The organism is Paenibacillus sp. FSL R7-0026 (genome assembly GCF_038004485.1).
Taxonomy (GTDB): Bacteria; Bacillota; Bacilli; order Paenibacillales; family Paenibacillaceae; genus Paenibacillus; species Paenibacillus xylanexedens_A.
Genome location: NZ_JBBORG010000001.1, coordinates 3,722,919 through 3,749,056 on the forward strand (window position 1 = coordinate 3,722,919; position 26,138 = coordinate 3,749,056).

Below are 26,138 nucleotides of genomic sequence, written 5' to 3' on the forward strand. Positions count from 1 at the left end.
CCTTTACCATAAGCTTCTTTGTGTCAGTCTGCGTGAGATGGCATTTACGGAGAACACCAGAATCAGACCGATCAGCGATTCGAACAAGCCAATTGCGGTAGCATAACTGAAGTTACTCGATTCCAGTCCCACCCGATACAGGTAAGTGGAGATCACATCAGATGTCTCATAGATAAGCGGATTGTACAAGAGTAAGATTTTTTCAAATCCAACTGCCAGGAAATTACCCATGTTCAAAATCAATAACGTCACAATCGTTGGCAAGATCCCTGGTAACGTTACATGAATCGTTTGCTTCCACCGATTGGCACCATCGATACGCGCAGCTTCATACAAAGAATCATCAATGGTTGTCAGTGCAGCCAGATACAGAATCGCTCCCCAACCCATACCCTGCCATACCTCAGAAGTGATATAGATTGTTCTGAACCACTCAGCCCGCTGCATAAAAGGAATATTGTCTCCGGTGAAGAAAGCCACCAGTCCATTAATGGAGCCATTCACTGCTGTCAGCTGCAGGATCATACCCGCAACGATAACGATAGACAGAAAATGAGGCAGATAAGACGCGGTCTGTACAAACTTTTTGAATCGTTTACTCTTCACTTCGTTAAGCATCAAGGCAAAAATGATTGGAACCGGGAATGTAAAGAGTAACGCAAGTCCGCCTAACATCAGCGTATTACCGAATACTCTCCAGAAGGTAGGGTCCTCAATGAACATTTTGAAGTACCTTAATCCAACCCACGTTTCTCCAAATATACTTCCCCCGGGAACAAAACGTCTGAACGCAATCACATTACCAATCATCGGCCCATATTTGAAAATAAGGAGATAAATGATGGGAAGGATTAATAGTGAATACAGCTGCCAGTCTTTGCGAAACAAGGTTGCTGCGGTTCGTAATCTGCTCTCTTTACGTAAAGATGTCATGGTTAACGTTGTTTTAGCGGTTTCCGACTCCATGTGTTTTCACTCCGATCCAGGACTTGATAAGTAAGAGTAATTCATGTACAATCCCCATCGTTTCTCCTCTTGTAGAAGACAACAACTCCTTTAACTTCACCCCCACTACCAAATAGATAATTGCTGAATGTAAGCGATATCAATTTGGTGTATTATGTAGAATCACACAAACCAAGGTGTTTCACATCATTCATTAGCACTTACTAAGTGGTGTGATCTCCAAATCGAAAGAAGATATTCTAAAAATTAAGCGCTTACAATCAATTCAAAATAATAAGCAATAACTCCCTGCTTCCATTTTAATGAAGTAAGTCAAAAAGGAATTGCTTTAGGACAATCTAAATACTAGTCATACTAGTATGTTAGTTATATTCTAATCCAGCTTCCCCCTAATTTCAATAACTTTTAGCAAAAAAAATGGAGATCTCATTTAACAAGGTAATTTAGTCAATAAGTTCAAATAAAAAAACATTGGTAACTTCAAGAACGACATCATCGTTCATTGAAGCTTCCAATGTTTCAGGGTGCTGAGGAAAGATGTTATAGCAGATCTGCTTAGAAATTAGCAATAAGCTGATTTAATTCCGATAAATGTGTTATTTCATGGTCTGGCGCATACGTTTCATTGTTGGTCTTATGCTCACGGTTAATCCATACGGATTGGATGCCAGATGATAAAGCACCACGAATATCAGTCGTTAACTTGTCTCCAACCATCATGCTCTCTTCGGGTTTAACACCCAGTTTATTCAAAGCATGTTCAAATATCGACGGATCTGGTTTTCCTTTTCCGAAGTTACCCGAGATAATAATCTCATCAAAGAAAGGAGTCAACTCAGGTACACCATCCAACTTTTCTTGTTGCAAAGCAGGGCAACCGTTTGTTAACAACAACAGTTTGTACTTTCCTTGTAACTGACGCAAGGTATCCATCGTTTCTTCGTACACATGAGGTCTGGATCTCCGTTCTACTCCAAACTGCGCAGCAAGTTGTTCAGCAAGATCTTCCCGATCTATACCCAACTTCAACAAGCCACGACGCCAGGATTCTTTACGATAAACTGGAGCAAGCTGTTCCAACTGACGGAACTCAGGTTGATCCCCACCAGTAAAGTTAGCCCAAAGGCCTTCAAACGGATTGATTCCAATCATTTTGGTAAAAGGAAAGGTTTCATATGATTCATACAGCCCACGTGCCTCATTACGAACAGCTTCTTCAAGTTCTTCTGGTTTGACCCCAGTCTCTTTCGCTGCGATTAGACAAGTCTCATGAAAAGCTTCTCGAACACTACGCTCATCCCATAATAAAGTATCATCTAGGTCGAACAAAATCGCTTTTAACGCCATTCCGATCATCTACCCCTTTATGCAATAATTACTTTTCGACGGTTTCCACGGTGATCTGGTGTGCTTTTGCAAATTTCAGCAAACGTTCTGCAATCGCATCTGTATCGTAACGGTTCAATAACTTGGTAAACACCCATCTTTTCCCGCGACTGTTATGTTCGATAACAACTGTACCTGGTTCAATTCTGAATTTGACAATATCGTCAACCCCGATTGAACGTTCACGATTTCCCTTCGTCGTTATAATCCGATTACTGCTAATTTTGATGTATGGACGGCGAAGCATGAAGATGACTGCCAAAAATACGTAAAGCAGCATGGTCACCCAGTCCCAAGTTGTCATTGGAGCTTGCACAAGGAATGTGCTCATAAACAGATACAAAAAGGCGAGACCGATCAAAAATATAGGGAACAAAAGGCTGCGTCCCTTAAAGACTTCTTCACCTGGTGTACCTGTGATTGGTTGACCACTTTTTTTGCGTTGCTGATTTAACTGCTTGGAATTTTTCTTAACCGTTCTCTCGAACGAACGCGACATGAGAATCCCCCTTATGTGTCTTTGTATCGGCTTACATAACTGTAAACCAACATTTCCCCCTATAAATTGCACACTCAAAATAACAGGAAGAAACCTAAATATCATAATGATATCCTTAGGTTTCGTTAGTGTTTGAGTTTGCCTTGGTGGCCTTTGTCATTTTCATCATCAACAATCTCAATGGTATCCAGTTGTTGTCTGAAATTACTGCGAATATTGCTCAAATAAATCTCTCTTAGCTCGGCACGTTCAGCAAGTTCTTCCTCCGACAATCCAGTGGACTTTTGCTTACGAGCCAATTCGTTAATGCGTGCTACCAGACTATCTATATCCAAGCTTGTCCCCTCCAAAAATACAAAGTCATATTAACTTTGCCATGATAAAGGCAGCTTGTCAAGCTGACACGCGCTAACACTCATTGATCTGCATTTTATTCTGCAAATTGCGGTAGAGCTAGTACTTGACCCACTTGGATGGAAGTTGTATGAAGTTGATTCACTTTCTTAATTGCTTCTATATAAATACGTGTATCCATATTCGTCGGTTTATGTTCCAAAGAAATACTCCATAATGTTTCCCCTTGTGAAACAGCTATCTTTCCTCCAGGCTGAACATCATTCTCATTGCCGGCAAATACAGTTAAAACGGTGCTGCATCCAATAAATATAATCATAGAGGTAATGGCTACCTTTAACATCCATGAAGAAATCTTGAAACGCGCTAAAACCTTCATGTAGTTCCCTATGTTAGACTTCACCAGTTCCGAATTCATCGGTTCATAAATGCTTTGATAAGTAGAATATCTCATTAAATACCCGCCTCCAAACGTTTGTTCCTATCTGTTGAAATCAATATAACACGAACACTTGTTTTGTTCAATAGATTTTTAGAACAATTGTTCGCTTCTTTTTTGAAGGAGAAATATCTTCATTGAAGTTCTTTTGCAAAGTATTTGCAGTATTATGCTCTGCCTTTTGGACAATTACTGTTCTATAAGTTAAAAAACACTGATTTAATGCTATTTTATTTAGAACTTATGTTTGTACGAACGGAGGTTCTATGTTATAATTTTCCCAAACGTTACTAAAATGGGGTTGATACGGTATGTCGAAGATATCCAGCAGGCAGCAGGCTATTCTGGAGTTTATACGAAATGAAGTCCGGTTGAAGGGGTATCCTCCTTCCGTACGGGAAATTGGTGAAGCTGTTGGACTGGCTTCCAGCTCAACAGTACATGGACATTTGGATCGTTTGGAGAAAAAAGGTTTGATCCGACGCGACCCTACCAAGCCAAGAGCCATTGAGCTTTTGAGCCAGGAAGAGTCTGAGCATTCTCATCAATTTGCTCATAGCGTTGCACGTATTCCTGTTGTTGGTAAGGTTACAGCCGGGGTTCCAATCACTGCAACCGAGAACATTGAAGACTACTTCCCTCTTCCTACACATTATGTAGGCGAACAGAAAGTGTTTATGCTTTCGGTAGTGGGAGATAGTATGGTGGAAGCTGGAATCGTTAACGGAGATTACGTTATTGTCCGTCAACAGCAAACTGCTGATAACGGTGATATCGTCGTTGCAATGACTGAAGACGATGAAGCTACAGTGAAAACGTTCTATAAAGAGAAAGATCATATTCGCCTTCAACCGGAGAATGCGACCTTCGAACCTTTACGTTTGAAACATGTTAGTATTCTGGGTAAAGTCATAGGCCTTTTCAGAGATATTCATTAATATTTAACTAAAGTAACAAAACTAGATGTAATGAAATACGAAAGAGGTTGCCCTGATGAACAGGACAACCTCTTTTTTTCATGTTTATGTTATTTTAGCGGCTAATTATTCACTGCGTTTCAGAACACTTTTGTGATGCGAGAACACATCAAAGCTCTGTTGTCCGTGATATGAGCCCATCCCACTCTCTCCTACACCACCAAACGGGAGATAGTGTGAAGTCATATGAGAAAGTGTGTCATTAATACATCCCCCACCGAAGGATACTTGATTCAGAACCTGATCCTGCAGCTGCTCATCCTGTGTGAAGAGATATAGTGCCAATGGTTTTGGCCGGCGAACGATCTCATCCAGCATCGGGTTCAGGTTACTGTAGGTAAATACAGGAAGAATCGGACCGAAGATTTCTTCTTGCATAACAGGTGATTCCCAGTTCACATCTCCAAGTACAGTCGGCTCAATAAGCAACTGCTCAAATACAGAACGCCCACCAATTAGCGTTTTGCCATCTGTGAGGAATTTCGACAACCGATCAAAGTTACGCGCGTTAACAATATGCGGGAAATCAGCGTTCTGTAACACATCATCCCCAAATTTATCTTTGATCTCTGCGCCAATCATATCGATCAGTTCATCATGAACTTGTTCATGCACAAGCAAATAATCCGGAGCAACGCATGTTTGCCCTGCATTCAGAAATTTACCGCGAACAATACGTTGGGCCACCAGCTTCAGATCTGCATCACTATGGACAATAGCAGGGCTCTTGCCGCCCAACTCAAGAGTTACAGGAGTCAAGTGCTCCGCAGCTGCCTTCATAACAATGCGACCAACACCCGTGCTACCTGTGAAAAAAATATAATCAAACTTCTCTTTTAACAATGCCGTGCTAGCTTCGACTTCTCCTTCCATGACCGCAATATACTCCTGAGGGAAGATCTCCTGAATCAGATCATACGTCAGACGAGATACGGCTGGTGTTAATTCAGAAGGCTTAATAACTGCACAGTTACCAGCTGCAATTGCTCCAATCAGTGGACCAAAGGCCAGTTGGAAAGGATAGTTCCAAGGTGCAATAATAAGAGCCACTCCGTATGGTTCAGGGTAAATGGTACTGACCCCATCCGGCATAACCGAATTGGTTGGGACTTGTTTAGGTGCAGCCCATTCCTGCAGATGTTCTAATGCAAAATCCAGTTCACCCAGAACAATGCGAATCTCGGAACCGTAAGCTTCCGCCTCAGATTTGTTCAAATCTGCCCGAAGTGCATCTTGAATCCGTTGCTGATACTTTTCAATTCCTTTTCTAAGCTGTTGAAGCGCATTAATTCGATACTCGATCTTTTTAGTTTGTCCTGTATAAAAAAATGTACGTTGTTCTGTCACTAGTTGTTTTGCCTGATCCATAATAACATCTCCAATTAATTATTTAAAATTAAATCGCTCAAAATTTAATTAAAGTATACCTCTTCTATATGAAACTTTCAACATACAGTTGAAACATCCATTTGTATGTATTTGGACGATGTTTGCAATTTTAAATGTGTGAATGCTAGTATTCCTTTCTATCTCGTGGCAATCAGAATTTCTAAGGAAGTTTGATTTAAATCTTTTGCTTCAGACAGTTTAACATTAATGAAAAGTGAGTTTTGCGATCATCTAAATCGACGAACGAATGTGTTTGTTATAAAGGTAAGCCTTGGTTACAGATAAACACAAAAATGTTACGTGGGGCAAATGAAGAAGAATCAGGGGACATGTTTTGACAATTTGCTTTCAGAGAGCAGATTTTAATCCAACAACTACTCCTGAGAGCGGTCTTAGAAGAAAGGGTGAAATAATATCAAATCAACTTGTACTACTTCTATATAAAAGAGTCATCTAGTATTTCACTGATCCGCTGCATTTCATGATCGTCCAAATCTGTTTAGAGTGGATATATTCTTATTTAGTACCCTTGGGGTGGAACTCTCGGAGTAATCCATTCCCATTTTCATTGGATCCGCGTTGCCAGGAGGAGTACGGATCAGCAAAATAAACGTCTAGGCCATGAGTAGTTTCCACACTGGCATAGTAAGCAAATTCCTTGCCACGGTCAGCGGTGGCGGTGAGGAATGTCCCTTGGGGGTATTGTGAGATGGCTACACCCAATGCGATTTCCATGGACAATGCCGTCCGATCGGCATGAGAATCGCCGTATACAGACGTGTCATCCGTTCAATGATCATGGCTACGCACCCTTTACTTTTCGCACGCCCTGAAACTACGGTATCCAGTTCCCAGTTTCCAAACGTTTCACGAGAACGGACTTCCTTCGGGCGATTCGAAATAGACTTTCCAACCGTAAATTTACCGCGAGTTTCAGTGGGTTTCTGACGCTTCCCTTTGTGCCTCAGAACGTGTAGTATACCTCGAACCAGCCTCCCCGTGTAAATCCAGCGATAGATGGTTTTGAAAGAGACTACAGGTAGACCATCGAAGCGAAAACGTCCAATAATCTGTTCTGGAGACCATGTGGCCTCAAGTTTTTCCTCCAGTGAAGCAGCCAGAGTATCGGACCATTTACCGTTAGGTATCGAAGCCTTACGACGTTCCTGATAAGCACTTTGAGCTGGCCCCGCCTGATAGGATCCAGATGAAGCTGCACGCTCTAATTCACGGCAAATGGTCGAAGGATATCTGCCCAGTTCCCTTGCCATTGCTCGTGAACTTTTGCCTTGCTGGTGTAGGATTTCTAGCTTGCTCGTTCAATTATGCTAAGATGTCTGTAGCTCATGGCTGGATTCTCCTTGTGTGAATGTGGTGTAGGAACCTTCATTCTACATGAATCCAGCCATGGGCTCTTTTTTATTTATTTCCAGTAGGTGTCGCACTTCATATTACAATCCGTCTACACAAAAAAGAACTAACGTTCTATACAGTACCCGTTCTCTCGACATGTGCCATCATCTCTTATCAGAAGTTTTCCCATCATTCCTACAGCTACCCATTCTGGACGCTCCAACCTAGAAACGTAAGTCTGTAAAGGATCATACTGAGGATTGATTAATGCTGTTTTCAACGTGTGTGATGGTACTGTTACCTCCCCGTTTCCATCTTTTCATGGACGCTCTCCTCATTTCATTTAGTGTATCTGAGGTGGCTTCGAGTGTCCAATTGGATTAGGAGGCTTTAAAGATATAAAAGGGGTTCTTAATAAATACATTATGCTAATTCTGCAGAATATGAAGTTTAAAGCTTCACATAATCAATGGTTTGATGCAGCTCTGCCTTCTCCATACTTCCAAAAACATTAAATTCTCTGAGGAACTCATCGAACTTATCCCTCAAATCGATGACCAAGGAGCACTTCGAAGCTCCCCCTCCAGCTTCGTTGTTAACTTTACCGCATACGTACTCTCCGTATAGGACGGATGCTTTCCATATAAAGGCTCGATCTTCCATAATGCCTCAACCGTATTTTGCATCTCGCTGACCTGAACATCCGGCGCAAACCATCAAGCCCCTAGAAAAGAAAAAAAGACGACCCACCAATTCGAGTCGCCTTCATTCCAACTCAATGCCAGTTTAAAAAATCATGAAACGACCCAAACAGCTCCGTCAAAATACACCCCGAAAATGAAGGGGAACTAGAGAAGCTGAAGAACAATTGGATCGGACAAACTTCATGAATAAGCATAAATCTTCATAATAAACAGAAAAGTTTCAGCGCTAAGTACACAAGTAGATCTTATATAAACTCGAAGTCATAGCTCACGTTTTAAAACTTGATGATATGAACAAACACTCTAAACAGCGACCTATTGTAAATCATCACCATAAGATATCATTATTTTAGCCCGGTATCGGTTAGTATTAATCCACATTTACAGGCTCGATCACTTCGAATAAAAATGGATTACCATTTAAATATTCTCTTATGTATGCTTGGGCATACTTTTGTTCATCGATTAAACTGGTTGTTTCTCTTGGATCAGAGGAGTGATGGCAGGTGTTCTCGATCATGAACATGACAAAAAAACATTCCAGATCCCGAATATAGTCCGTTTCCAACTTCCTAATACTCTCATAACCTTGGATAAGCATCCATCGATGCTTTGGCCAAAGCTCCAATATGGTGCCTGCCATATCGTAGAGATAATATCCGTACCCACATCTTCCAAAATCAATCGGATAGGGTTGATTATCCTCAAAAACCATATTACCGGTATGTAAATCACCATGAATGAGCCCATAGTTATGTTCACTTGGATGCATCGTGTTAAGTTGGGATACAACCTTCTCAGCTGCATCTTGATACAGCTTCCATCCCTCTTCGGATAAAAAACGTTCATAATAACGTTCCAACTTAGCCATTTCACGTTTAAAACTTTCTACTCCCCAAGTAGGTCTTACAAAATCAGAAGGTGGATTGAAATCCTTTGCTGCTTCATGGAGCCTGCTCATCAATACACCCATATTATATGCTTGACTATCTGTAAATTCACCTGCTGCTTTTTCACCCTCTATCCATCGCATCATCGTTACATAAGGGCGCCTATATCCTATCTCTGTTTCGATGTCCAATACATAAATACCATCACAATTTGCCATCCCTTCTGGTACAGTTAGATTTTTCGATTTGTTCAGGGCTTGTAACAGTTGGAGCTCCGAACGAATTTCCTCTCTGCTTAATCGGTCCGAATGAATGCGAAGTAAATAATTGTTATCTGTACTGGTTTCAATTTTATACGTGATCGTATCGGATAGTTGAATAAACTGGATGTTATCCCATTCTAAGTCATACTTTCGAATTGCAGATAAAGCGACTTTCCTTGCTCTGATTAATAACGCCCGCCGTTCTTCATCAGTATCAAATCTAAAAAAATCATTCATTTGTTATCCCCCTACAGTTTTATGAAGTAAATCAACTACTTCTCTTATATGTTATTATAACGATAGTAAAAGCTTGAAAATATGTAGTAAACAATTTAAACTATACTATACACAAAAAAGTCATATTAGAATTTCTTCCAATGCGACTTTTGTTAAACTATTATTTTGTATAAACGATCTTTTTAATAGTATCGCTTGAAAAGCAAAATCGATCTGAAAGTTTCTCGATAGTGTCACCATCGAGAAACTTTCGCCGGATTTCATCATTTCTAAGATTAAAATTTTCTACTGCCTGAATTTTCACCCCAATTTTTTACGCAAACCTTTTGATTTAGGGACGTAAACGAATCCACCGTTAATATAATTTTGTATTTCATTTAGTAATTCTTCTGGAAAGATGATGTCGGCATTTACATATCTCATGATAGCCGCTCCTTAAAATAGTTGAATTTTAAGGTAGCAAAGTCTATACTATAACAATTATCACTATCCGGATTACGCGGTTACTTATATTATTAGCTCTATACAAACAACCGCCGTTGTTCATAAAATAGACTTTGCATAGAACATATCTCGAACATTGTCATAGTGTCTCCCCTTCATAGATAACATTCAAACTAAAATATGTCTTCATTGGAAATAGAATGCTATCTCAATAGTAACATATTACTCCAAGTGGGCGAAGTGTCAACACTATACAATTAAGTCGTTTGATCTAAACTGTCACATCTCATCTATTCCTTACGGACCATCAATATTAGACACTCCACATGTATCGAGTACGTGAATACTTTAAGCTCCTTCCTGCAAACTCAGCGTTGCCGATGCGATATCCAGTTCAATTCTCTGCTTTATCACTAGCGATGATATGGTTCACCGCAGTTAATCTTAAACTAAACTGCCCGCTAGCTTAATGAATTAGAGCAGTGACAAGTAGTTAAATACTTATCTAATCGGTAATCAGATCATTTCCTTTTCGGCAATCGGTACAAGTTCTGGTCTCGAACCAAGGACAAGAACTTTAAAGCTAAAGTATTGTAAAATCCTGTGAAATAGGGTGGAATTGTTTTAGTTACTTTTCCGCAAGAAACCTCTGCACTAAGCCAAACATAGTTATTGGAGCCAAATATGACTCCTGCACAAACGAGCCTTAGTTAGCGAAGGCTCGTTTGTTGATGATTTTTTTAAAATATCTTTTCCGACTCTAATTCGAAGCTCTTTCTCCTTTTTCATCTTTAACCCAGAACATTTCACTACTCTGCTCAAAATTGATTAACTTACGCTTACACCGCTGTGATACGGTTTTACACACAAAAAAAACTAACATTCTAGTAGGAGGAATGAAATTGGCAAGTTTCAAGAAATTGAAAAGGGGCTGGAGGTATCGGTTAAAGTGCACCGATCGTTCACTCAACAACAAAAAGAGAAATCCGAGTCTGGTTTTCGAACTAAACCAGAGGCTGAACTAGCTGCTGCTGAATTTTTAAGGTAGCTAAAGCAAGGGTTCGAACAGACAGACATTCTTTGATCGATTACATTCGAAATTGGATAGATAACTACAAAAAAGGAGTTGTACGAAAGAATACGATCAAACAACATGAGAATAACTTAAACACCCATATTAAATCTTATTTTAAGCGTCTGATGCTCAAAGATTTAAAACCAGATATGTATCAGGTCTTTTTGGACTCTCTGTTTAAAAAGGGACTCAGCAAGCGTACGGTCGAGATCACCAACTCCACTGTATACTCAGCCATAGAGCATGCGTTGATTCAAGGGAAAATATTACGAAATCCATGTAAAGGTTCAATTATTAAAGGAGAGCACAAAAAGAAGACGATCCAATTCATTGATTCAGAGGACATTCCCAAATTTCTTCATACGGCTCGAGGTGATGCGTACATTTATTGGATTTTCTTCAAAGTGCTCATTGAAACGGGTTTACGAAAAGGTGAAGCTGCCGCTCTCAAGTGGTCGGATATCAATTTCAAAGAAAAGACGATCCGCGTGGATGAAACACTCGATTTTCAAGCCGCAGAAGAGGATGAACTTTTCGGAGATACAAAAACCAAAAAATCTACACGCACCATTAGTGTAAGTAACGGCATCATAAATGATTTGAGATATCATGCCTCATGGCAGAATCAAAATAAAATAAATTTAGGAGAGTCAATGTACAGACACGATTTAAATCTGGTCTTGTGCAAGAATGACGGTAGTCCGATGCCTAAATCTAGTCTCTTTAATGCTTCAAAGAGAATTTTGAGAAAGGCTTGTTTGAGTGAAGATTTAACGATTCATTCCTTAAGGCACACCTATGCAGTGATTATGCTTGAAGCTGGGGCTGACATAAAATTTGTACAAGAGCAGCTTGGGCATCGAGTGTGCAAATTACATCAGATGTGTATGCTTATATTTCCAAGAAGTTAGAAAAGCGTAACATTGATAAGTATGAAGAGTATACTTCCCGTATTTTTGGATCAGAAAATCAAAAACCGGGGGACGTTTGGGGGACGCAACCTCAATAGAAGTGCAATTCCCTCAAAACGTCCCCCGGTTCATTCCTTCAAAACCCCGTAGTTACAAGGTTTATTCAATTAGTACAAAGTAATATATTGATCGCGTTCCCATTGGTGGACTTGTGTTCTATACATATCCCACTCAATTTCTTTCAGCTCATAGAAGTGAGCCAAGGCGTGGTCGCCGAGAGCATCACAGATGACTTCGCTGCGGATCAATTCATTCAATGCTTCTTTCAGGTCAGCTGGCAAGCTTGGAATGCCTTCTTCCACACGCTCTTCTTCTGACATGATGTAGATGTTACGGTCAATTGGAGCTGGTAAGGAAAGCTCACGTTTGATTCCGTCCAGACCTGCTTTCAACAGAACAGACAAAGCCAGGTAAGGGTTAGCAGCCGGATCCGGGTTACGAACCTCAACACGTGTACTCAGACCACGGGAAGCTGGAATACGAATCATTGGGCTACGGTTACTAGCAGACCATGCTACATAACAAGGTGCTTCATAACCTGGTACAAGACGTTTGTATGAGTTCACAGTTGGGTTAGTAATTGCTGCAAATGCACGCGCATGCTTCAGAGTTCCAGCCATGAAGTGACGAGCAGTTTTGCTCAGACCCAACTCGTCCGACTCATCAACAAATGCGTTCTCATTGCCTTTGAACAAGGATTGGTTACAGTGCATACCGGATCCGTTCATACCAAACAACGGTTTTGGCATGAATGTAGCATGTAAACCATGCTGACGTGCAATCGTTTTAACAACGAGTTTGAACGTTTGGATCTGGTCAGCAGCTTTCAGAGCATCAGCATATTTAAAGTCGATCTCATGCTGACCTGGAGCTACCTCATGGTGGGAAGCTTCGATCTCAAAGCCCATTTCTTCAAGTGTGATAACGATGTCACGACGACAGTTTTCACCAAGATCCGTAGGCGCAAGGTCGAAATAACCACCTTGGTCATTCAATTCGTTAGTTGGGTTTCCTTTTTCGTCTGTTTTGAACAAGAAGAACTCGGGTTCAGGACCAACGTTAAAGGAAGTGAATCCCATATCTTGGGCTTCCTGCAGGTTTCGTTTCAAGATGCCACGTGGATCTCCTGGGAACGGATTACCATCCGGAAGATATACGTCGCAAATCAGACGTGCAACACGGTTCTCTGCAACCCATGGGAAAATAAGCCAAGAATCTAGATCTGGATAGAGGTACATGTCGGACTCTTCAATACGTACATAACCTTCAATGGAAGATCCATCGAACATCATTTTGTTATCCAGAGCCTTAGTCAACTGACTCACAGGAATCTCAACGTTTTTGATAGCTCCAAGCAAATCAGTAAATTGCAATCGAATGAATCGTACGTTTTCTTCTTTCGAAATGCGGAGAATGTCTTCTTTTGTATAACTCACTATAACCTCTCCCTTTCTTATCTGCGTATTTGGCTTGCCTGTTATATTTGTACATTAGAAAGTTCCACGGGTCAAGGAGTCTCACACCAAAAGTACGTGTTTTCCCCTCACTCGCCAAGTTATGCGAATTTAATTTTTATTAAAGAATCGGGAAAGCTCTCCCTGAATGAGAGATACTTGTCCTGGTCTCTTACCTGATACTAGCTGCTGCTTCAGCAAGCGGTGCAACTGCGTATCGGACAGCTCTCTGCGTTTAACTTCAGTATCTGGCGTGATCACTGTAGCTTCCTCGGATTCTTTTGAAACAGGATTCATCACTTGTTTGATGCCCGCGATGTTAACTCCTTTTTCAATCAAAGCCTTGATCTCTAGCAATCTCTCTACGTCATTAAAAGAGAATAACCGTTGATTACCTGACGTTCTCGCAGGAACGATCAAGCTGTGCTGCTCATAGTAACGAATCTGACGTGCAGACAGATCCGTAAGTTTCATTACAATACCAATTGGGAATAAGGCCATATTTCTGCGGATTTCATCACCCATGTTCATCAACCTTCCAGTCATCTATTCTTCACCCTATTGTACATTTAGTTATTACCAAGTGTCAATGACGTGTTAGATAAACTCACAATAATTTACGATCTTTCATCGTCTGTAACGCCATCAAAACGCCATATTTGACATGAGAGTACGTTAATCCGCCTTGCATATACCCGATATACGGCTCCCGAATAGGCGCGTCGGCTGATAATTCCAGACTTCCACCCTGAATGAACGTACCTGCCGCCATAATGACAGGGTGCTCATAACCAGGCATATCCCACGGTTCAGGAACCACATGACTATCCACAGCTGCTGCACGCTGAATCCCCTGCACGAAGGCAATCAGATGCTCGGCAGAGCTAAACTTAACAGCCTGGATCAGATCTGTGCGAGCTTCATTCCAGGCGGGTTTGGTTACAAATCCGGATTCAGCAAACATCGCAGCAGCAAACGTACTTCCTTTGATAGCTTGTCCTACAATTGTCGGTGCCATGTAAAGTCCTTGGTAGATGCCACGTGTTGTCCCCAGCATTGCTCCAACCTCTCCCCCAATTCCAGGGGCTGTTAGACGATAAGCTGCCAGCTGTACGTATTGTTCCTTCCCACATATGTATCCACCGGTTTCCGCAATGCCTCCACCAGGATTCTTGATGAGTGATCCGGCCATCAGATCAACTCCGACTTCTGTCGGTTCAAGTTCCTCCGTGAATTCACCGTAACAATTATCTACGAATACGATGACATCTCCCTTAAGCGCTTTAACACGCGTAACCATGTCAGCAATCTCAGCAACACAGAAGGAGGAGCGCCAGTCGTAACCACGTGAACGTTGAATTCCAATGACTTTTGTAGCCGGTGTAATGCTTTTTTCAACTGCTGTCCAGTCCACTCCACCTTCATCAGTTAAGGCCGTCTCACGGTAACCGATGCCAAAATCGCGTAATGAACCTGTGCCATCACCGGGTTTGCCAATAACTTTATGCAATGTGTCGTAAGGCTTACCCGTGATGTACAATAATTCGTCACCTGGACGCAAAACTCCAAAGAGAGCTGTACTAATCGTATGAGTACCTGAAGCAAAATGAGGACGCACCAACGCGGCTTCCGCGCCGAATACATCAGCATATACTTCATCAAGCACTTCACGCCCACGATCGTTATAGGCATAACCTGTTGAACCTGCAAAGTGAAAATCACTTACTTTTCGCTGTTGGAAAGCATTAATCACCTTCCATTGATTGTGATCTGTGATCCGATCAATCTGTTGCAGTTGTCCTTCAATCTGACGCTCCACTTGACGTTGAAGTTCAGATATTTCTGAATCAAAGCTTACCATCTTACTTCATTCCCCTTCATAGCACGAATCTGACGTCGAATATCCATTATCGTGTAACTTATCACATCAATATGTCATGAATATTACAATTCAATGAATTCTTCAAGCATATAACCAAATTTCTCATATTCACCTTTTTGCAATTCAACTTCATAAATGACATCATTCTCTTCAAAGCTGGTCTCCACAACATCACCAATTTTATAGAGTACCGACGTAAGATCACCACGTTCTGCTGGAATACGGAAGCGCTTCGTATCACCTGTCAACTCTGTCTGAATGAATTCACGGATTTTAAGCAGATCCTCCGAGTCCAATGCGCTTACTTTAATATGGCCTTTATCCAATGGAAGCATCTCAAGCTGCTCTGGTGTGCACGCATCTTTTTTGTTATACAGGACTAACTGCGGCTTGTCCCCTGAACCAAGTTCTTGCAGAATCGTATTAACCGTCCGCATCTGATCTTCACGCATAGCTGATGAGGCGTCCACAACATGCAGGATCAGGTCTGCTTCATTCACTTCCTCCAGCGTTGCACGGAATGCTGCAATCAGATCATGCGGTAGATTTTGAATAAATCCAACCGTGTCGGTAAGTACGATTTCTTTTCCACTTGGAAGTTCCATCGTACGTGATGTGGGATCCAATGTAGCGAATAGCTGATCTTGAATATACACATCTGCAGCCGTCAACTGCTTGAGCAAGGTTGATTTGCCAGCATTGGTATAACCAACAAGGGCTACCTGAACAATACCTGTTTTTTTACGGCGTTCACGATGCAATTTACGATGACGAGTCAATTCTTCCAGATGACGCTTCAGATCATCGATACGACCACGAATGTGACGGCGGTCTGTCTCCAGCTTGCTTTCACCCGGGCCTCTTGTTCCGATTCCGCCCCCGAGTCTGGACAGGTTCTTACCATGACCCGACAACCGTGGCAGCAAATAGCTATGTTGAGCCAATTCCACTTGAATGATACCTTCTCTAGTGTTGGCACGTTGTGCAAAGATGTCCAAAATCAATTGGGTACGGTCAATAATTTTGAGGTCGAGTGTTTCTTCCAGATTACGAACCTGTGCACCTGACAATTCCTGATCAAAAATAGCCGTAGTTGCTCCCAGTTCCTCTGCAATCGCACGGAGCTCTTCCACCTTACCTTTACCAATGAACCATTTGGTATCACGTTTTTCCCTGTTCTGAGAAAGTACACTTAGCACTTCCACTCCAGCTGTCTCGGCAAGTTTCACCAGTTCCTCTAAAGAGTACTCAGGGTTGATACCTGTACGTTTTACATCATCCGTGACAAGACTCACCAAGACGGCACGATCTTTTTTGACCATATCTGTATCATGTGTACCATTTGTCATGTATATGTTCACTCCCTCTAATTACTAAATTAATCCATTGATCTACATTGCCACGAATATGCCATGGCATACCTTAAGCCGAACCGGTTGGCCCGGCCGGCTGGTGTAAAAACTATATTATCGCTTACTTTCGCTCAAAGTTCAAATCCTCTGTACGGATTGTCATCAGCTCCAGTTTTCCTGGACTGCCTTCCGAGTATTGTTCCAACAAACGAACCGCCTGATGCCTGATCGAACGCTCAATGGCATTACGAACGTATCTGGCGTTACTGAACGCATGCAGCGAATCATTTTTTTCCTGAAGCAAATGCTGCTTTAGTTTGAGTATGGTCTGTGGCATTAGAATATAATCGCGCTCTTTGGCCATAATCTCAGAGATTTGAATCAACTGATCAATGCTATAGTCTGGAAACTCCACTTGAATGGGAAAGCGGGAAGGTAATCCGGGATTGGTCTGGAGAAAAAAATCAATTTCATCTGAATAACCAGCCAATATGAGGATAAATTGGTTTTTATTGTCTTCCATTGATTTTACAAGCGTATCAATAGCTTCCTTTCCAAAATCTTTCTCTCCACCGCGGGCCAAACTGTAAGCTTCGTCAATGAACAATATCCCACCGAGTGCCTTCTTAACCAGATCTCTTGTTTTCTGCGCCGTGTGACCGATATATTCTCCAACCAGATCTGCACGTTCTACTTCAATAAGATGACCTTTACTTAACACACCCATCTTCTGAAAGAGTTTGGCAACGATCCTAGCCACGGTGGTCTTACCGGTTCCCGGATTGCCTTTGAAGATCATATGATACACGTGCGCACCACTAAGTAAGCCTGCTTCGGTACGCATCTGAGCAATCTGTAGAAAAGCATAGATCTCAAACACCAAGTCTTTGATATTTTCAAGTCCAACCAGTTGCTCCAATTCACCCTGTATCTCTTGGAAGTGCGCATGTTTGGTTATACTCTTGGCTGCCTGTACTGCCGCTGCTTCATCTTTGACCAACATCTGAGGTTCCTGGTTACGCAACACAATATTAATTTGTCTGGATGGTCTGCCTCCTGGTTGCTCTCCTGCAGCCATGACCCGTCCGTTCATTCGCCATCACCTCTATTTTATCGGGCTGAACTCTCCTGATTATTAATGTATTCTATCAGGTGCTCCAATATTAGAAGGATCATGAAGAATTCTACGGATAAGTAGATGTCTCAAATCTGAATGTTTTTTCGAAACTCTCCGTTCTCAAACAAACTCGGCCTATGCTTCAGTGATAACTGAAAGTATGGGAATACATGTGCATCAATGGCATGCAGCAGTTCCTTAGCCGTCTTGTTAGCCAAGTCATAATCACCCGTTGTAATATGCTTCCGTGACAGTGCGTCTTCAAGCTCATCTTCATCCAGCAAAAATACTTCTCCATCTTTCAGTACAACGACATCCAGATACAGGTCATCAAACCAAGGAACACCCTGATCGGTTATCCCCTGACTACGACATGTATCAATATACCACTCTACAATTCGTTCCTGATCGTCAAACATCGCTGTAACAACAAAGTGCTCTCCCTTCGGATAGTATTGCAGCCAGGAATAACCTTTATCTGCGATACAGAAGGTACTGCCTCCATATGTTTTCCACAGAGGTTCTTTCAAATCCTGTATGGTGTACAACGTAATATAACCTGTGAAAATTTTGGATTGAACGAACCGGCATGTGAATTGTCGGTTCGTAATCCGGCGCCAGTTCGCGCGATCCCCGAATTTCCGTTTCATACGAACCCCTCTTTGCCGACTACAGGTCCGTGACCTGCTCTGATGTTATTGGTGAACAATGTAATAACGTCCGCCTGATGGATTCCAGCGCTCTGGGCCCGCCCTTGCACAACGTATTACGAATAGCTACAGCTTACCATATTTAAGGTTTACACTCAAAATCAAGCTTTGTCCCACCTATTCATCAAATCAGCTTCCATTACAGTTGGTTCCGTATAACACAAAAAACTGCTTCACCGGTTTCCCGGGAAGCAGTTTTTTCAATGTAGCTATAATGTAGCTATTTAGTGATTCATTCGCTTAGCCGCCGGTGCCAGCTTGAGAATCTGCAGGTGCATCTGTCCCTCCAGTATCCCCACTTGTTCCGCTGTCCGGAGTTACAACCTCGCCTGGCGTTGTTACGGCCCCATCATCGGGACCTTCACCATTTCCGCCAGGATCTGTTGTGCCCTGACCAGGCGGGGTCGTATTGCCTTCCCCAGGTTGACCGTTTCCGCCGTTATTACCACCGTTGCCATTGTTTCCGTTATTACCATTACCATTTCCGTTGTTGCCATTTTCATTTCCATTACCGTTATTACCGTTCGAGTTGCCATTATCCGGTGAACCATTGTCCGGATTCTCCGTACCTGGCTGCTCAGGATCTATCTCTGTTCCAGGGTCTATACCAGGATCAGGTTCCTCCGGCGGCATTTCCTGTGCTTCAATCATCAAGGAAATGGTGTTGGAAGGATCCGTCTCAAGTCCTGATGCCAAGTCGTAAGCTGTCACATAGTACTCATAGGTTAGACCAGGCAACGCACTTAAATCTTGTGCATTGGTCGCTCCTATTGCATCAATGAGATGAGTGAACTGGGCTTCAGATGTTTCTTTCCGATAAATCCGATATTGCGTACTCGCGTCACCCGTTCCAGTCCAACTCAGGGAGACGGTTTGTGCATTTGGATCGTACGATCCACTCAGCCCACTAACGGACAGAGCCGACTTTTCTGGTTCTTCTACTGGCGGAGGTGCCTGCCCTCCAGCTGGTGCTTTGAATTGCTTCACTGGAACGCCTTTTAAAGCATCTCCCATGACTTTGGCAAAGAAAGCTGCTGACAGCTTACTGCTGTTCTTAAGCATATGATTGGCATCCGGATTGTCATAGCCCATCCAGACTGCGGCAGTCCATTCCGGTGTGTATCCAACAAACCATACATCACGGTTGGCACTGTTGCCAGAGATACCACTTTGAACTGTTCCTGTTTTACCCGCTACCGGACGATCCAGACGCGCTGAACGCCCTGTACCGTCATTAACAACGTTCTGCAGCATCTGTGTAAGCTGATACGCATTTTGCTCGCTCATGACACGCGTTGTGTCCGAGTTATCGTGTTTGTACGTGGTTTTGCCTGCGCTATCCTTGATTTCCTTAATCGAATAGGCTTGTCGGTATTCTCCGAGGTTGGCAAATGCACTGTAGGCTTGCGCCATTTCCAGTGTATTTGTACCTTTACTTAGACCACCGAGGGCAATCGCCAAGTTTTTGTCTTCATCTGTAAGCTGTATACCTACACTCTTGGCAAAATTAATGCCTGTGTTAATACCTATTTTATCAAGCAGCCAAACCGCAGGGATATTTTCCGACTTCGTAATGGCATCCGTCATACTGATCGTTGAAGAATATCCATGCAAGTTACCAGGGCAGTAGTTACCAAAACATTGCTTCGCATTACTCAGCGACGAGTTGGCACTGTAATTTCCTGATTCAAGCGCCGGTGCATAAGATACAATCGGTTTAAAAGCTGAACCCGGTTGTCTGCGACTCTGCGTTACACGGCTATAACCCTTGGTCTGATAATCCCGTCCGCCCAGGAGGGCAACGAGGCTACCATTCTCATGGTTCATGATAACCATGGAACCTTGGACTTGTTGATCGTCTTTGCTTGCCTCAAACAGACTATCATCTGTAAAGGCAGTTTCCATGACTGTTTGAGCCTGAGCATCCATAGTTGTATAGATTTTGTATCCGCCGATATTCAGATCATCTTCCGTTTTGCCTGTTACACGTTCAGCTTCACGGAGAACATAATCAATAAAAGCTTGATATTTCTGGTCTTTTTCTGGTCGCTTGTAGTTATAATCTACCGCTTTAGCTTTATCCATCTCTTCCTTCGTAATGTAGCCTTGATCATACATTAGCTGGAGAACAACGCCACGTCGTGCCTTGGAATCGTTCGGATTGCTTACAGGATTGTAGGCAGAAGGCCCCTTGGGCATCGCTGCTAGTGTGGCAATTTCCCACAATTCAAGTTTATTCAGATCTTTTTCTCCAAAATAAAATTCAGATGCCGCTTTAATCCCGTAACGCTGATGACCGAAGAAAATCCGGTTCAGGTACATCGTCAGGATTTCGTCTTTTGTGTACTTGCGCTCTAATGCCATGGCAATCGATACTTCCGTTGCTTTACGGAAGAACGTTTTGTCACGGGACAAGAACATGTTCTTGGCAAGCTGTTGGGTTAGTGTACTACCACCTTCCACCATGGAACGAGCCATGACATCCTTAACCGCCGCACGCCCAATGGACCAAATATCCACGCCTTGGTGATCGTAGAAGCGTTTATCCTCCGTCGCAACAAAGGCTTGCTTCACAAGCTCAGGAATATCATCTTCTTTGACGGGTTCCAGCTTCTGAATGGATAGCTCCCCCATTAATTGGCCATTGCGATCATATACTTTTGAAGTTTCATTAATTGTGGTTTTGTCCTTATTGGCTTTGAGCAGATTTTCACCACTCACCATAATAAATAAATATCCGCCTAGTGCACAGAATATGGCGATTGCCATTGTGAAAAATAGTGTCCATCCAACGCGTTTACCCGTAATTTTTTTCTTTTTAGAGGTCTTTGGCTTCGCTTTTTTGGGTGACTTGTTATTGTTGTTGCGATTGTTAGACCTCGACAACGGATCGTTTGGCATGTTACCTCCTGACTCCCTTTCGGTTGCATAATTTCTAATCGTCTGTAGGCTCAGGCATATATTAAACATATTTTGCCCGGAATGAAAAGAACAACCCTTTATTCAGGTTGCTCTGTTTCAATACCTATACTTGTAGACGAAATGGTTGGTGAAAAGGTTTCGTAATTTTTTTAAGCTTCGCCGCTGTTATCTTGCTGCATCAGCGATACGCTGCGTTGCGGCGTGAACGTGGAGATGGCATGCTTGTAGACCATTTGCTGGCGTCCGTCGCTGTCAATGACGATCGTAAAATTGTCAAATGCCTTGATCGTCCCGCGAATTTGGAAGCCGTTGGTCAGATAGACCGTAGCAGGAATATTTTCTTTCCGCAGTTGGTTCAAGAACGTATCTTGGATGTTGATGGACTTGTTCATTAGCCGTACCCCCATTGGTTCATTTGAATTCGTGTTCAAGTAATATTCAATATCGCTGAGTAGCTTTCGTGCTATTATATCATGAACAGTTTCATATAATCCACAAAAACCCCTTGTCTGCTATTTTACCCCCACTCTTAGCGAGGTGAACAAATAGAAGACTTATCCATTATACACCGCTTGTCTGTTTTGCAAAAGAGGGACAAATTCTTCATTTTAAAGCACATTTATTCGTTGTTTGCCGAATACTTAATCTCTACCATCTGTTCTAGTGATAAATAAAAACCTCTATCCTTTTGATGACTAAAAGGTAGAGGTTTACATATCTTGATCTAATCGATGCCTGTCAGAAGAATATTAATCATCGCTCAAATCAATCAAATTTCCGTGTAATCAATTCACTTATCTGCTTGTATTTCCCTTCAAAATCCTGGGTATCGGTCATGTCCACCCATTCAATATCCTTCATATGGCGGAACCAGGAAAGCTGCCGTTTGGCAAACCGACGCGTATCCCTCTTCAACCACTCAACCGCAGCTTCCCAACTCACTTCCCCTTGCAGGAACGCTGCAATCTCCTTATACCCCAGCCCTTGCATGGAAATATGACCTCTGGCCACTCCACGTTCCAACAGGGACTTCACTTCATCCACCAGACCTTGTTCGATCATCAGATCAATCCGCTCTTCTACCCGGGCGTACAACTTCTGCCGATCCATTGTCAAACCAACAATAAGAAGGTCATAAGGCGACTCTTTCTTCTGTACTGCCAGCTGATCAGACCACTTCTCTCCTGTGAGATGATGGATCTCAAGCGCACGTACAATTCGCCGCTGGTCATTTGGATGCAGACGATCCGCACTAACGGGATCAACTTCCCTCAATCGATCATGAAGGGCCTGAGCTCCATTTAGCTCAGCATAGCTGAATTGTTCCTCTCTGAACGCTTCATCTGAACCGCTATCCGAAAATTGGAAGCCGTAACATACCGATTCCACATACAGACCGGTGCCACCTACAATAAAAGGCATTTTACCGCGTTCATGGATTTCACTAATCAATCGTGTGCAACTCTCCTGAAACTCGGCCACAGAATACGGATACTCCGGTTCATGGATATCAATGAGATGATGGGGTACACCCTTCATTTCTTCAGAGGTAATCTTGGCAGTTCCGATATCCATTTCACGATATACCTGCATCGAATCTCCTGAGATAATCTCACAATTGAAAGCTTGGGCAAGCTCGATGCTCATTCTTGTTTTGCCTACTGCTGTTGGTCCAACCAACACAAGCAGTTTAGGTTTTGTTTTTGGTTTAACTTCCACTTTCAACATTAATCACTCCGTACAGGGTTTTTGCATTCGCCCGATCAAGTATTTCAAATCCGAGCCTGTCAAACTCCGCGCTGCCGCGCTTTTCTTTCATGACTACCCGTTTACGGGCAACCCGTTTTGCTTCCATAATGCTCTGTTCATCCAGCGCGTGAGCATTTGCATAATCTCGCAAGGGCTGTATAGCACTTGAATCCATCATCGGTTCACGGAACATGGGGTCAAAATATACGGTGTCACAGCTTTGATCTGGCAACGATCGAAGCAAATCGAGATGATTCGCATGATGCAGCTCAATACGCCGGAAAGCTTCATTTACCGCTGGCTTGATCGTCTCATACTGAGACATCCCCTCCACTAATAGTGTATATAGCGGAAGAGAGCTCTCACATGCAATCACCCGTCCACTTTTGCCCACTGCAACCGAGAACACCAGTGCATCCGTGCCCAGTCCGGCTGTACAATCGATGATGGTATCCCCTTCATTCACCGCCCCCGCCTCCAGCAGTGGATCAGGTTCTCCTCGCAATATACGTTTGGCACGAACAAATCCCATGCTGGGGTGGAACTCCAGCAACGGTGAATCCTTCCGAAATAGACGCACTTTACCCTGGAGTACAACCAGAACCTCCTCCGCCTCGTAGTGTTCAATCATCATGGGCAGAGACATTTTATTACGGCGCACGTAAGTACCCCCTGTTGTTTCAGCAAGGTTTCGGGCCCGCTCCACAAGTAAAGCCGCTTCCTTTTCACCGGTTGTAATATACATAGATTCCTCCTAAATAGCTACATAACACGTTTGAACAATTTTTCCAGATCATATGTTGAAAATGAAATCACAATCGGCCGCCCATGTGGACAAGTGTAGGGCTGACGACATGAACCCAGACGCTGAATTAGCACTTCCGCTTCCTGATCCGTCAGCTTTTGGTTTGCTTTGATGGACGCCTTGCAGGAGCACATAATGGATGCAGCTTCTCGCATCTTGGCCACATCTATGCTGCGTTCACTAAGAACCCATTCGGACATTTCTTCGATAATGTCTTTCTCGTCCCCTTTGGGGAACCAGAACGGATGGGAGCGCACACGGAACGTCTGTCCACCAAAATGTTCCAAATATACACCCGCCTGTTCGAACCAGGCCAGCCTTGTTTTCAGTTTTTCCGTCTCCGAAGGTGTAAATTCGAGCGTAATAGGCAGCAGTAACTCTTGTGAGGCCTGGGCAGGGTTACCAAATTTCTCGTAATAGTACTCATAATTCACGCGTTCATGAGCGGCATGCTGATCAATCAAATATAAACCTTGGTCATTTTGCGCAATCAAATACGTACCATGATGCTGTCCGATCAGACTCAGCTCCGGAAATTCAGGCATGGATGCATCTGATTTAATGGCAGCAGCAAGTTTAGTGGCATCAGGCAGACCTGAGGTTTTCCACGTCCGTTCCCCTCTTGCAATCGAAGACGGGTTGTAGGTTGACCGAGCTTCCCTAACCAGTGAATTTACGGATTCGGAGCGATACGTAGCTGGTTTACCTTCAGCCAAAGGTTTTTCTGTTGCTCCACGATCCCCACCATCTTGAGAAGAGAGGTCAGATTTGGGAACAGTTTCGGTAGAACTTGTATTTGAACTTGTACTTACATCCTTAGTGCCTTCTTGCACGTTAGCGGATGTCTGCCCCTCGCCATGACTAGCAATCTTCTGCAAAATATCCCCGTTCCAACTTTCTAACTGCTCCGGGGGCTGTGTAACCTCAGGTGGAGCTTCGGGCAACGGCACTGAGTGACCCTGTTCAGATACCGGCTGTGCTGTGGACACATCCGCCGGAGCATCCAAATCCAGATCATCATCTTCGGCAGTCAACTTCAGCGGTGCAACAGTAGATTTCCCGAGTGGACCTTGTTGCCCATATCCTTCTGCATCAGATGCATCTTTCAGCGGACCACGTGGAAAGAGGAATTGCTCCTGGATAAAGGAACTATCGTCTCCACGTCGAATCTGCTGTTTTTTGACCTGTGGAATTAATACCTCCTGCCGGAGTATACCCCGCAACGTCGTCTCTATAAATTCATACAGTTCTGGTTCCTTGCTGAAGCGAACCTCCAACTTGGCCGGATGCACGTTCACATCCACAAGAGAGGGGTGCATCTCCAACTGCACCACGACAAGTGGGAAGCGATTAATGGGCAGCAAGGTATGGTAGGCTTTGAGAATCGCCTGATTGAGACCGTAATTGCGAACAAATCTCCCATTAACAATCGTTGACATACCATTACGATTCGCTCGTGTCCATTCTGGCAGGCTGATCAGCCCGCTCACCCGGTAATCCAGACTTTCTCCCTGTATGGGAAGCATCGCTTTGGCAGCACTTGTACCATAGATCGCTGCAACCACTTGCAGGAGATCGCCGTTGCCCAACGTCTGAAGCAACACATTCTCATTATGGCGCAGTCTGAACGAAATATTTGGGTGAGACATCGCCATCCGGTAAAGGACATCGGATATATGTCCCAGTTCCGTCTGAATCGTTTTCATATATTTAAGTCTCGCTGGCGTATTGTAAAATAGTTCTCTCACTGCAAAATCTGTACCTTGGGGTGAGGTTGCATCTTCATGAGAGACAAGGTTCCCGCCTTCAATCACGATGCGGCGCCCCCGCCCATCATTGTCACTTGCCGACAATACCTCTACCTTGGATACTGCGGCAATACTCGCCAAGGCTTCGCCACGGAATCCAAGACTTGTGATCTGGAACAGATCTCGGCCATGGGCTATTTTACTGGTCGCATGACGATAAAAGGCAGTTTCCATATCCTCTGGCTCGATACCTGAACCATTGTCTTTGACACGAATACTGAGGAGTCCGCCCTCTTCCACCGTCACTTCAATCTTGGTGGCGCCTGCATCCACCGAGTTTTCGAGCAACTCTTTGACAACCGAAGCAGGCCGTTCGACCACTTCACCCGCCGCAATCTGGTTGGCAATATGTTCATCAAGCACATGTATTTTCGCCACAGGTTTTCCCCTCC

Annotated in this window: 23 protein-coding genes and 2 pseudogenes; 3 read left to right on the forward strand and 22 right to left on the reverse strand. The window is 43.3% G+C overall.

Going from position 1 to position 26,138, the window contains the following annotated elements; translation table 11 throughout:
• Positions 1-3: 3 nt before the first annotated feature.
• The 5 genes from MKY44_RS16395 to MKY44_RS16415 form a co-directional block, all read right to left on the reverse strand.
• Entirely contained in the window at positions 4-933 is a 930-nt protein-coding gene (locus tag MKY44_RS16395) for an ABC transporter permease (protein ID WP_339177159.1), read from the reverse strand.
• A 588-nt stretch (positions 934-1,521) separates the two neighbouring features.
• The gene (locus tag MKY44_RS16400) at positions 1,522-2,313 is read right to left on the reverse strand and encodes an HAD family hydrolase (protein ID WP_091029314.1); all 792 of its coding nucleotides are present in this window, start codon (positions 2,311-2,313) and stop codon (positions 1,522-1,524) included.
• A gap of 28 nt (positions 2,314-2,341) precedes the next feature.
• Positions 2,342-2,851 (reverse strand): hypothetical protein, encoded by a 510-nt coding sequence (locus tag MKY44_RS16405; protein WP_017688037.1) that lies wholly within the window; start codon positions 2,849-2,851, stop codon positions 2,342-2,344.
• Between the two features lie 125 nt (positions 2,852-2,976).
• Positions 2,977-3,186: a DUF896 domain-containing protein gene (locus tag MKY44_RS16410; protein WP_017688036.1), complete on the reverse strand. Its 210-nt coding sequence runs from the start codon at positions 3,184-3,186 to the stop codon at positions 2,977-2,979.
• 95 nt (positions 3,187-3,281) lie between these two features.
• On the reverse strand, positions 3,282-3,659 hold the full coding sequence (locus tag MKY44_RS16415) for a LysM peptidoglycan-binding domain-containing protein (protein ID WP_341007888.1): 378 nt from the start codon (positions 3,657-3,659) through the stop codon (positions 3,282-3,284).
• 296 nt (positions 3,660-3,955) lie between these two features.
• Here MKY44_RS16415 and lexA point away from each other — a divergent pair, with 296 nt between their 5' ends.
• Entirely contained in the window at positions 3,956-4,582 is a 627-nt protein-coding gene (gene lexA, locus MKY44_RS16420) for a transcriptional repressor LexA (protein ID WP_017688034.1), read from the forward strand.
• Between the two features lie 105 nt (positions 4,583-4,687).
• On the opposite strand, the gene MKY44_RS16425 is transcribed toward lexA, so the two are convergent.
• The 6 genes and pseudogenes from MKY44_RS16425 to MKY44_RS16455 all read right to left on the reverse strand — a co-directional run bounded on the left by MKY44_RS16425 (position 4,688) and on the right by MKY44_RS16455 (position 9,880).
• Positions 4,688-5,989, reverse strand: a complete 1,302-nt coding sequence (locus tag MKY44_RS16425) for an aldehyde dehydrogenase (protein WP_341007889.1) — start codon at positions 5,987-5,989, stop codon at positions 4,688-4,690.
• A 543-nt stretch (positions 5,990-6,532) separates the two neighbouring features.
• A pseudogene (locus tag MKY44_RS16435) lies at positions 6,533-7,358 on the reverse strand (IS30 family transposase); the annotation flags it as partial.
• Positions 7,359-7,487: 129 nt separating this feature from the next.
• A pseudogene (locus MKY44_RS16440) lies at positions 7,488-7,655 on the reverse strand (peptidase G2 autoproteolytic cleavage domain-containing protein); the annotation flags it as partial.
• A gap of 158 nt (positions 7,656-7,813) precedes the next feature.
• On the reverse strand, positions 7,814-8,026 hold the full coding sequence (locus MKY44_RS16445; RefSeq protein WP_341007892.1) for a hypothetical protein: 213 nt from the start codon (positions 8,024-8,026) through the stop codon (positions 7,814-7,816).
• 411 nt (positions 8,027-8,437) lie between these two features.
• The gene (locus tag MKY44_RS16450; protein ID WP_341007893.1) at positions 8,438-9,457 is read right to left on the reverse strand and encodes a phosphotransferase enzyme family protein; all 1,020 of its coding nucleotides are present in this window, start codon (positions 9,455-9,457) and stop codon (positions 8,438-8,440) included.
• Positions 9,458-9,757: 300 nt separating this feature from the next.
• Positions 9,758-9,880, reverse strand: a complete 123-nt coding sequence (locus MKY44_RS16455; RefSeq protein ID WP_341007894.1) for a hypothetical protein — start codon at positions 9,878-9,880, stop codon at positions 9,758-9,760.
• A 970-nt stretch (positions 9,881-10,850) separates the two neighbouring features.
• Here MKY44_RS16455 and MKY44_RS16460 point away from each other — a divergent pair.
• Positions 10,851-10,949, forward strand: coding sequence for an Arm DNA-binding domain-containing protein (locus MKY44_RS16460; RefSeq protein WP_341007895.1), 99 nt, complete (start codon positions 10,851-10,853; stop codon positions 10,947-10,949).
• A 32-nt stretch (positions 10,950-10,981) separates the two neighbouring features.
• Positions 10,982-11,887, forward strand: a complete 906-nt coding sequence (locus MKY44_RS16465) for a tyrosine-type recombinase/integrase (RefSeq protein ID WP_341007896.1) — start codon at positions 10,982-10,984, stop codon at positions 11,885-11,887.
• A 167-nt stretch (positions 11,888-12,054) separates the two neighbouring features.
• Here MKY44_RS16465 and glnA read toward each other — a convergent pair whose 3' ends face one another.
• From glnA to mutL, 11 genes are all read right to left on the reverse strand, one after another.
• Positions 12,055-13,383: a type I glutamate--ammonia ligase gene (gene glnA, locus MKY44_RS16470; RefSeq protein ID WP_340962918.1), complete on the reverse strand. Its 1,329-nt coding sequence runs from the start codon at positions 13,381-13,383 to the stop codon at positions 12,055-12,057.
• A gap of 129 nt (positions 13,384-13,512) precedes the next feature.
• Entirely contained in the window at positions 13,513-13,926 is a 414-nt protein-coding gene (locus MKY44_RS16475; protein WP_017687924.1) for a MerR family transcriptional regulator, read from the reverse strand.
• A gap of 82 nt (positions 13,927-14,008) precedes the next feature.
• On the reverse strand, positions 14,009-15,262 hold the full coding sequence (locus MKY44_RS16480; RefSeq protein ID WP_341007897.1) for a methionine gamma-lyase family protein: 1,254 nt from the start codon (positions 15,260-15,262) through the stop codon (positions 14,009-14,011).
• An 83-nt stretch (positions 15,263-15,345) separates the two neighbouring features.
• Positions 15,346-16,632: a GTPase HflX gene (hflX, locus tag MKY44_RS16485; RefSeq protein WP_341007898.1), complete on the reverse strand. Its 1,287-nt coding sequence runs from the start codon at positions 16,630-16,632 to the stop codon at positions 15,346-15,348.
• 124 nt (positions 16,633-16,756) lie between these two features.
• On the reverse strand, positions 16,757-17,728 hold the full coding sequence (locus MKY44_RS16490; protein WP_036613563.1) for an AAA family ATPase: 972 nt from the start codon (positions 17,726-17,728) through the stop codon (positions 16,757-16,759).
• A gap of 110 nt (positions 17,729-17,838) precedes the next feature.
• Positions 17,839-18,402, reverse strand: coding sequence for a DUF402 domain-containing protein (locus tag MKY44_RS16495; RefSeq protein WP_036672757.1), 564 nt, complete (start codon positions 18,400-18,402; stop codon positions 17,839-17,841).
• Between the two features lie 300 nt (positions 18,403-18,702).
• Positions 18,703-21,363, reverse strand: coding sequence for a PBP1A family penicillin-binding protein (locus tag MKY44_RS16500; RefSeq protein ID WP_341007899.1), 2,661 nt, complete (start codon positions 21,361-21,363; stop codon positions 18,703-18,705).
• A 170-nt stretch (positions 21,364-21,533) separates the two neighbouring features.
• A complete protein-coding gene (gene hfq / locus MKY44_RS16505; protein WP_017687918.1) occupies positions 21,534-21,776 on the reverse strand; it encodes an RNA chaperone Hfq in 243 nt (80 codons plus the stop codon).
• A 373-nt stretch (positions 21,777-22,149) separates the two neighbouring features.
• Positions 22,150-23,112, reverse strand: coding sequence for a tRNA (adenosine(37)-N6)-dimethylallyltransferase MiaA (gene miaA / locus MKY44_RS16510; protein ID WP_341007900.1), 963 nt, complete (start codon positions 23,110-23,112; stop codon positions 22,150-22,152).
• Positions 23,093-23,878, reverse strand: a complete 786-nt coding sequence (locus tag MKY44_RS16515; protein ID WP_036613556.1) for a class I SAM-dependent methyltransferase — start codon at positions 23,876-23,878, stop codon at positions 23,093-23,095. Before MKY44_RS16515 ends, miaA begins: the two co-directional genes overlap by 20 nt.
• A gap of 17 nt (positions 23,879-23,895) precedes the next feature.
• Positions 23,896-26,124: a DNA mismatch repair endonuclease MutL gene (gene mutL / locus MKY44_RS16520; RefSeq protein WP_341007901.1), complete on the reverse strand. Its 2,229-nt coding sequence runs from the start codon at positions 26,122-26,124 to the stop codon at positions 23,896-23,898.
• Between the last annotated feature and the right edge of the window lie 14 nt (positions 26,125-26,138).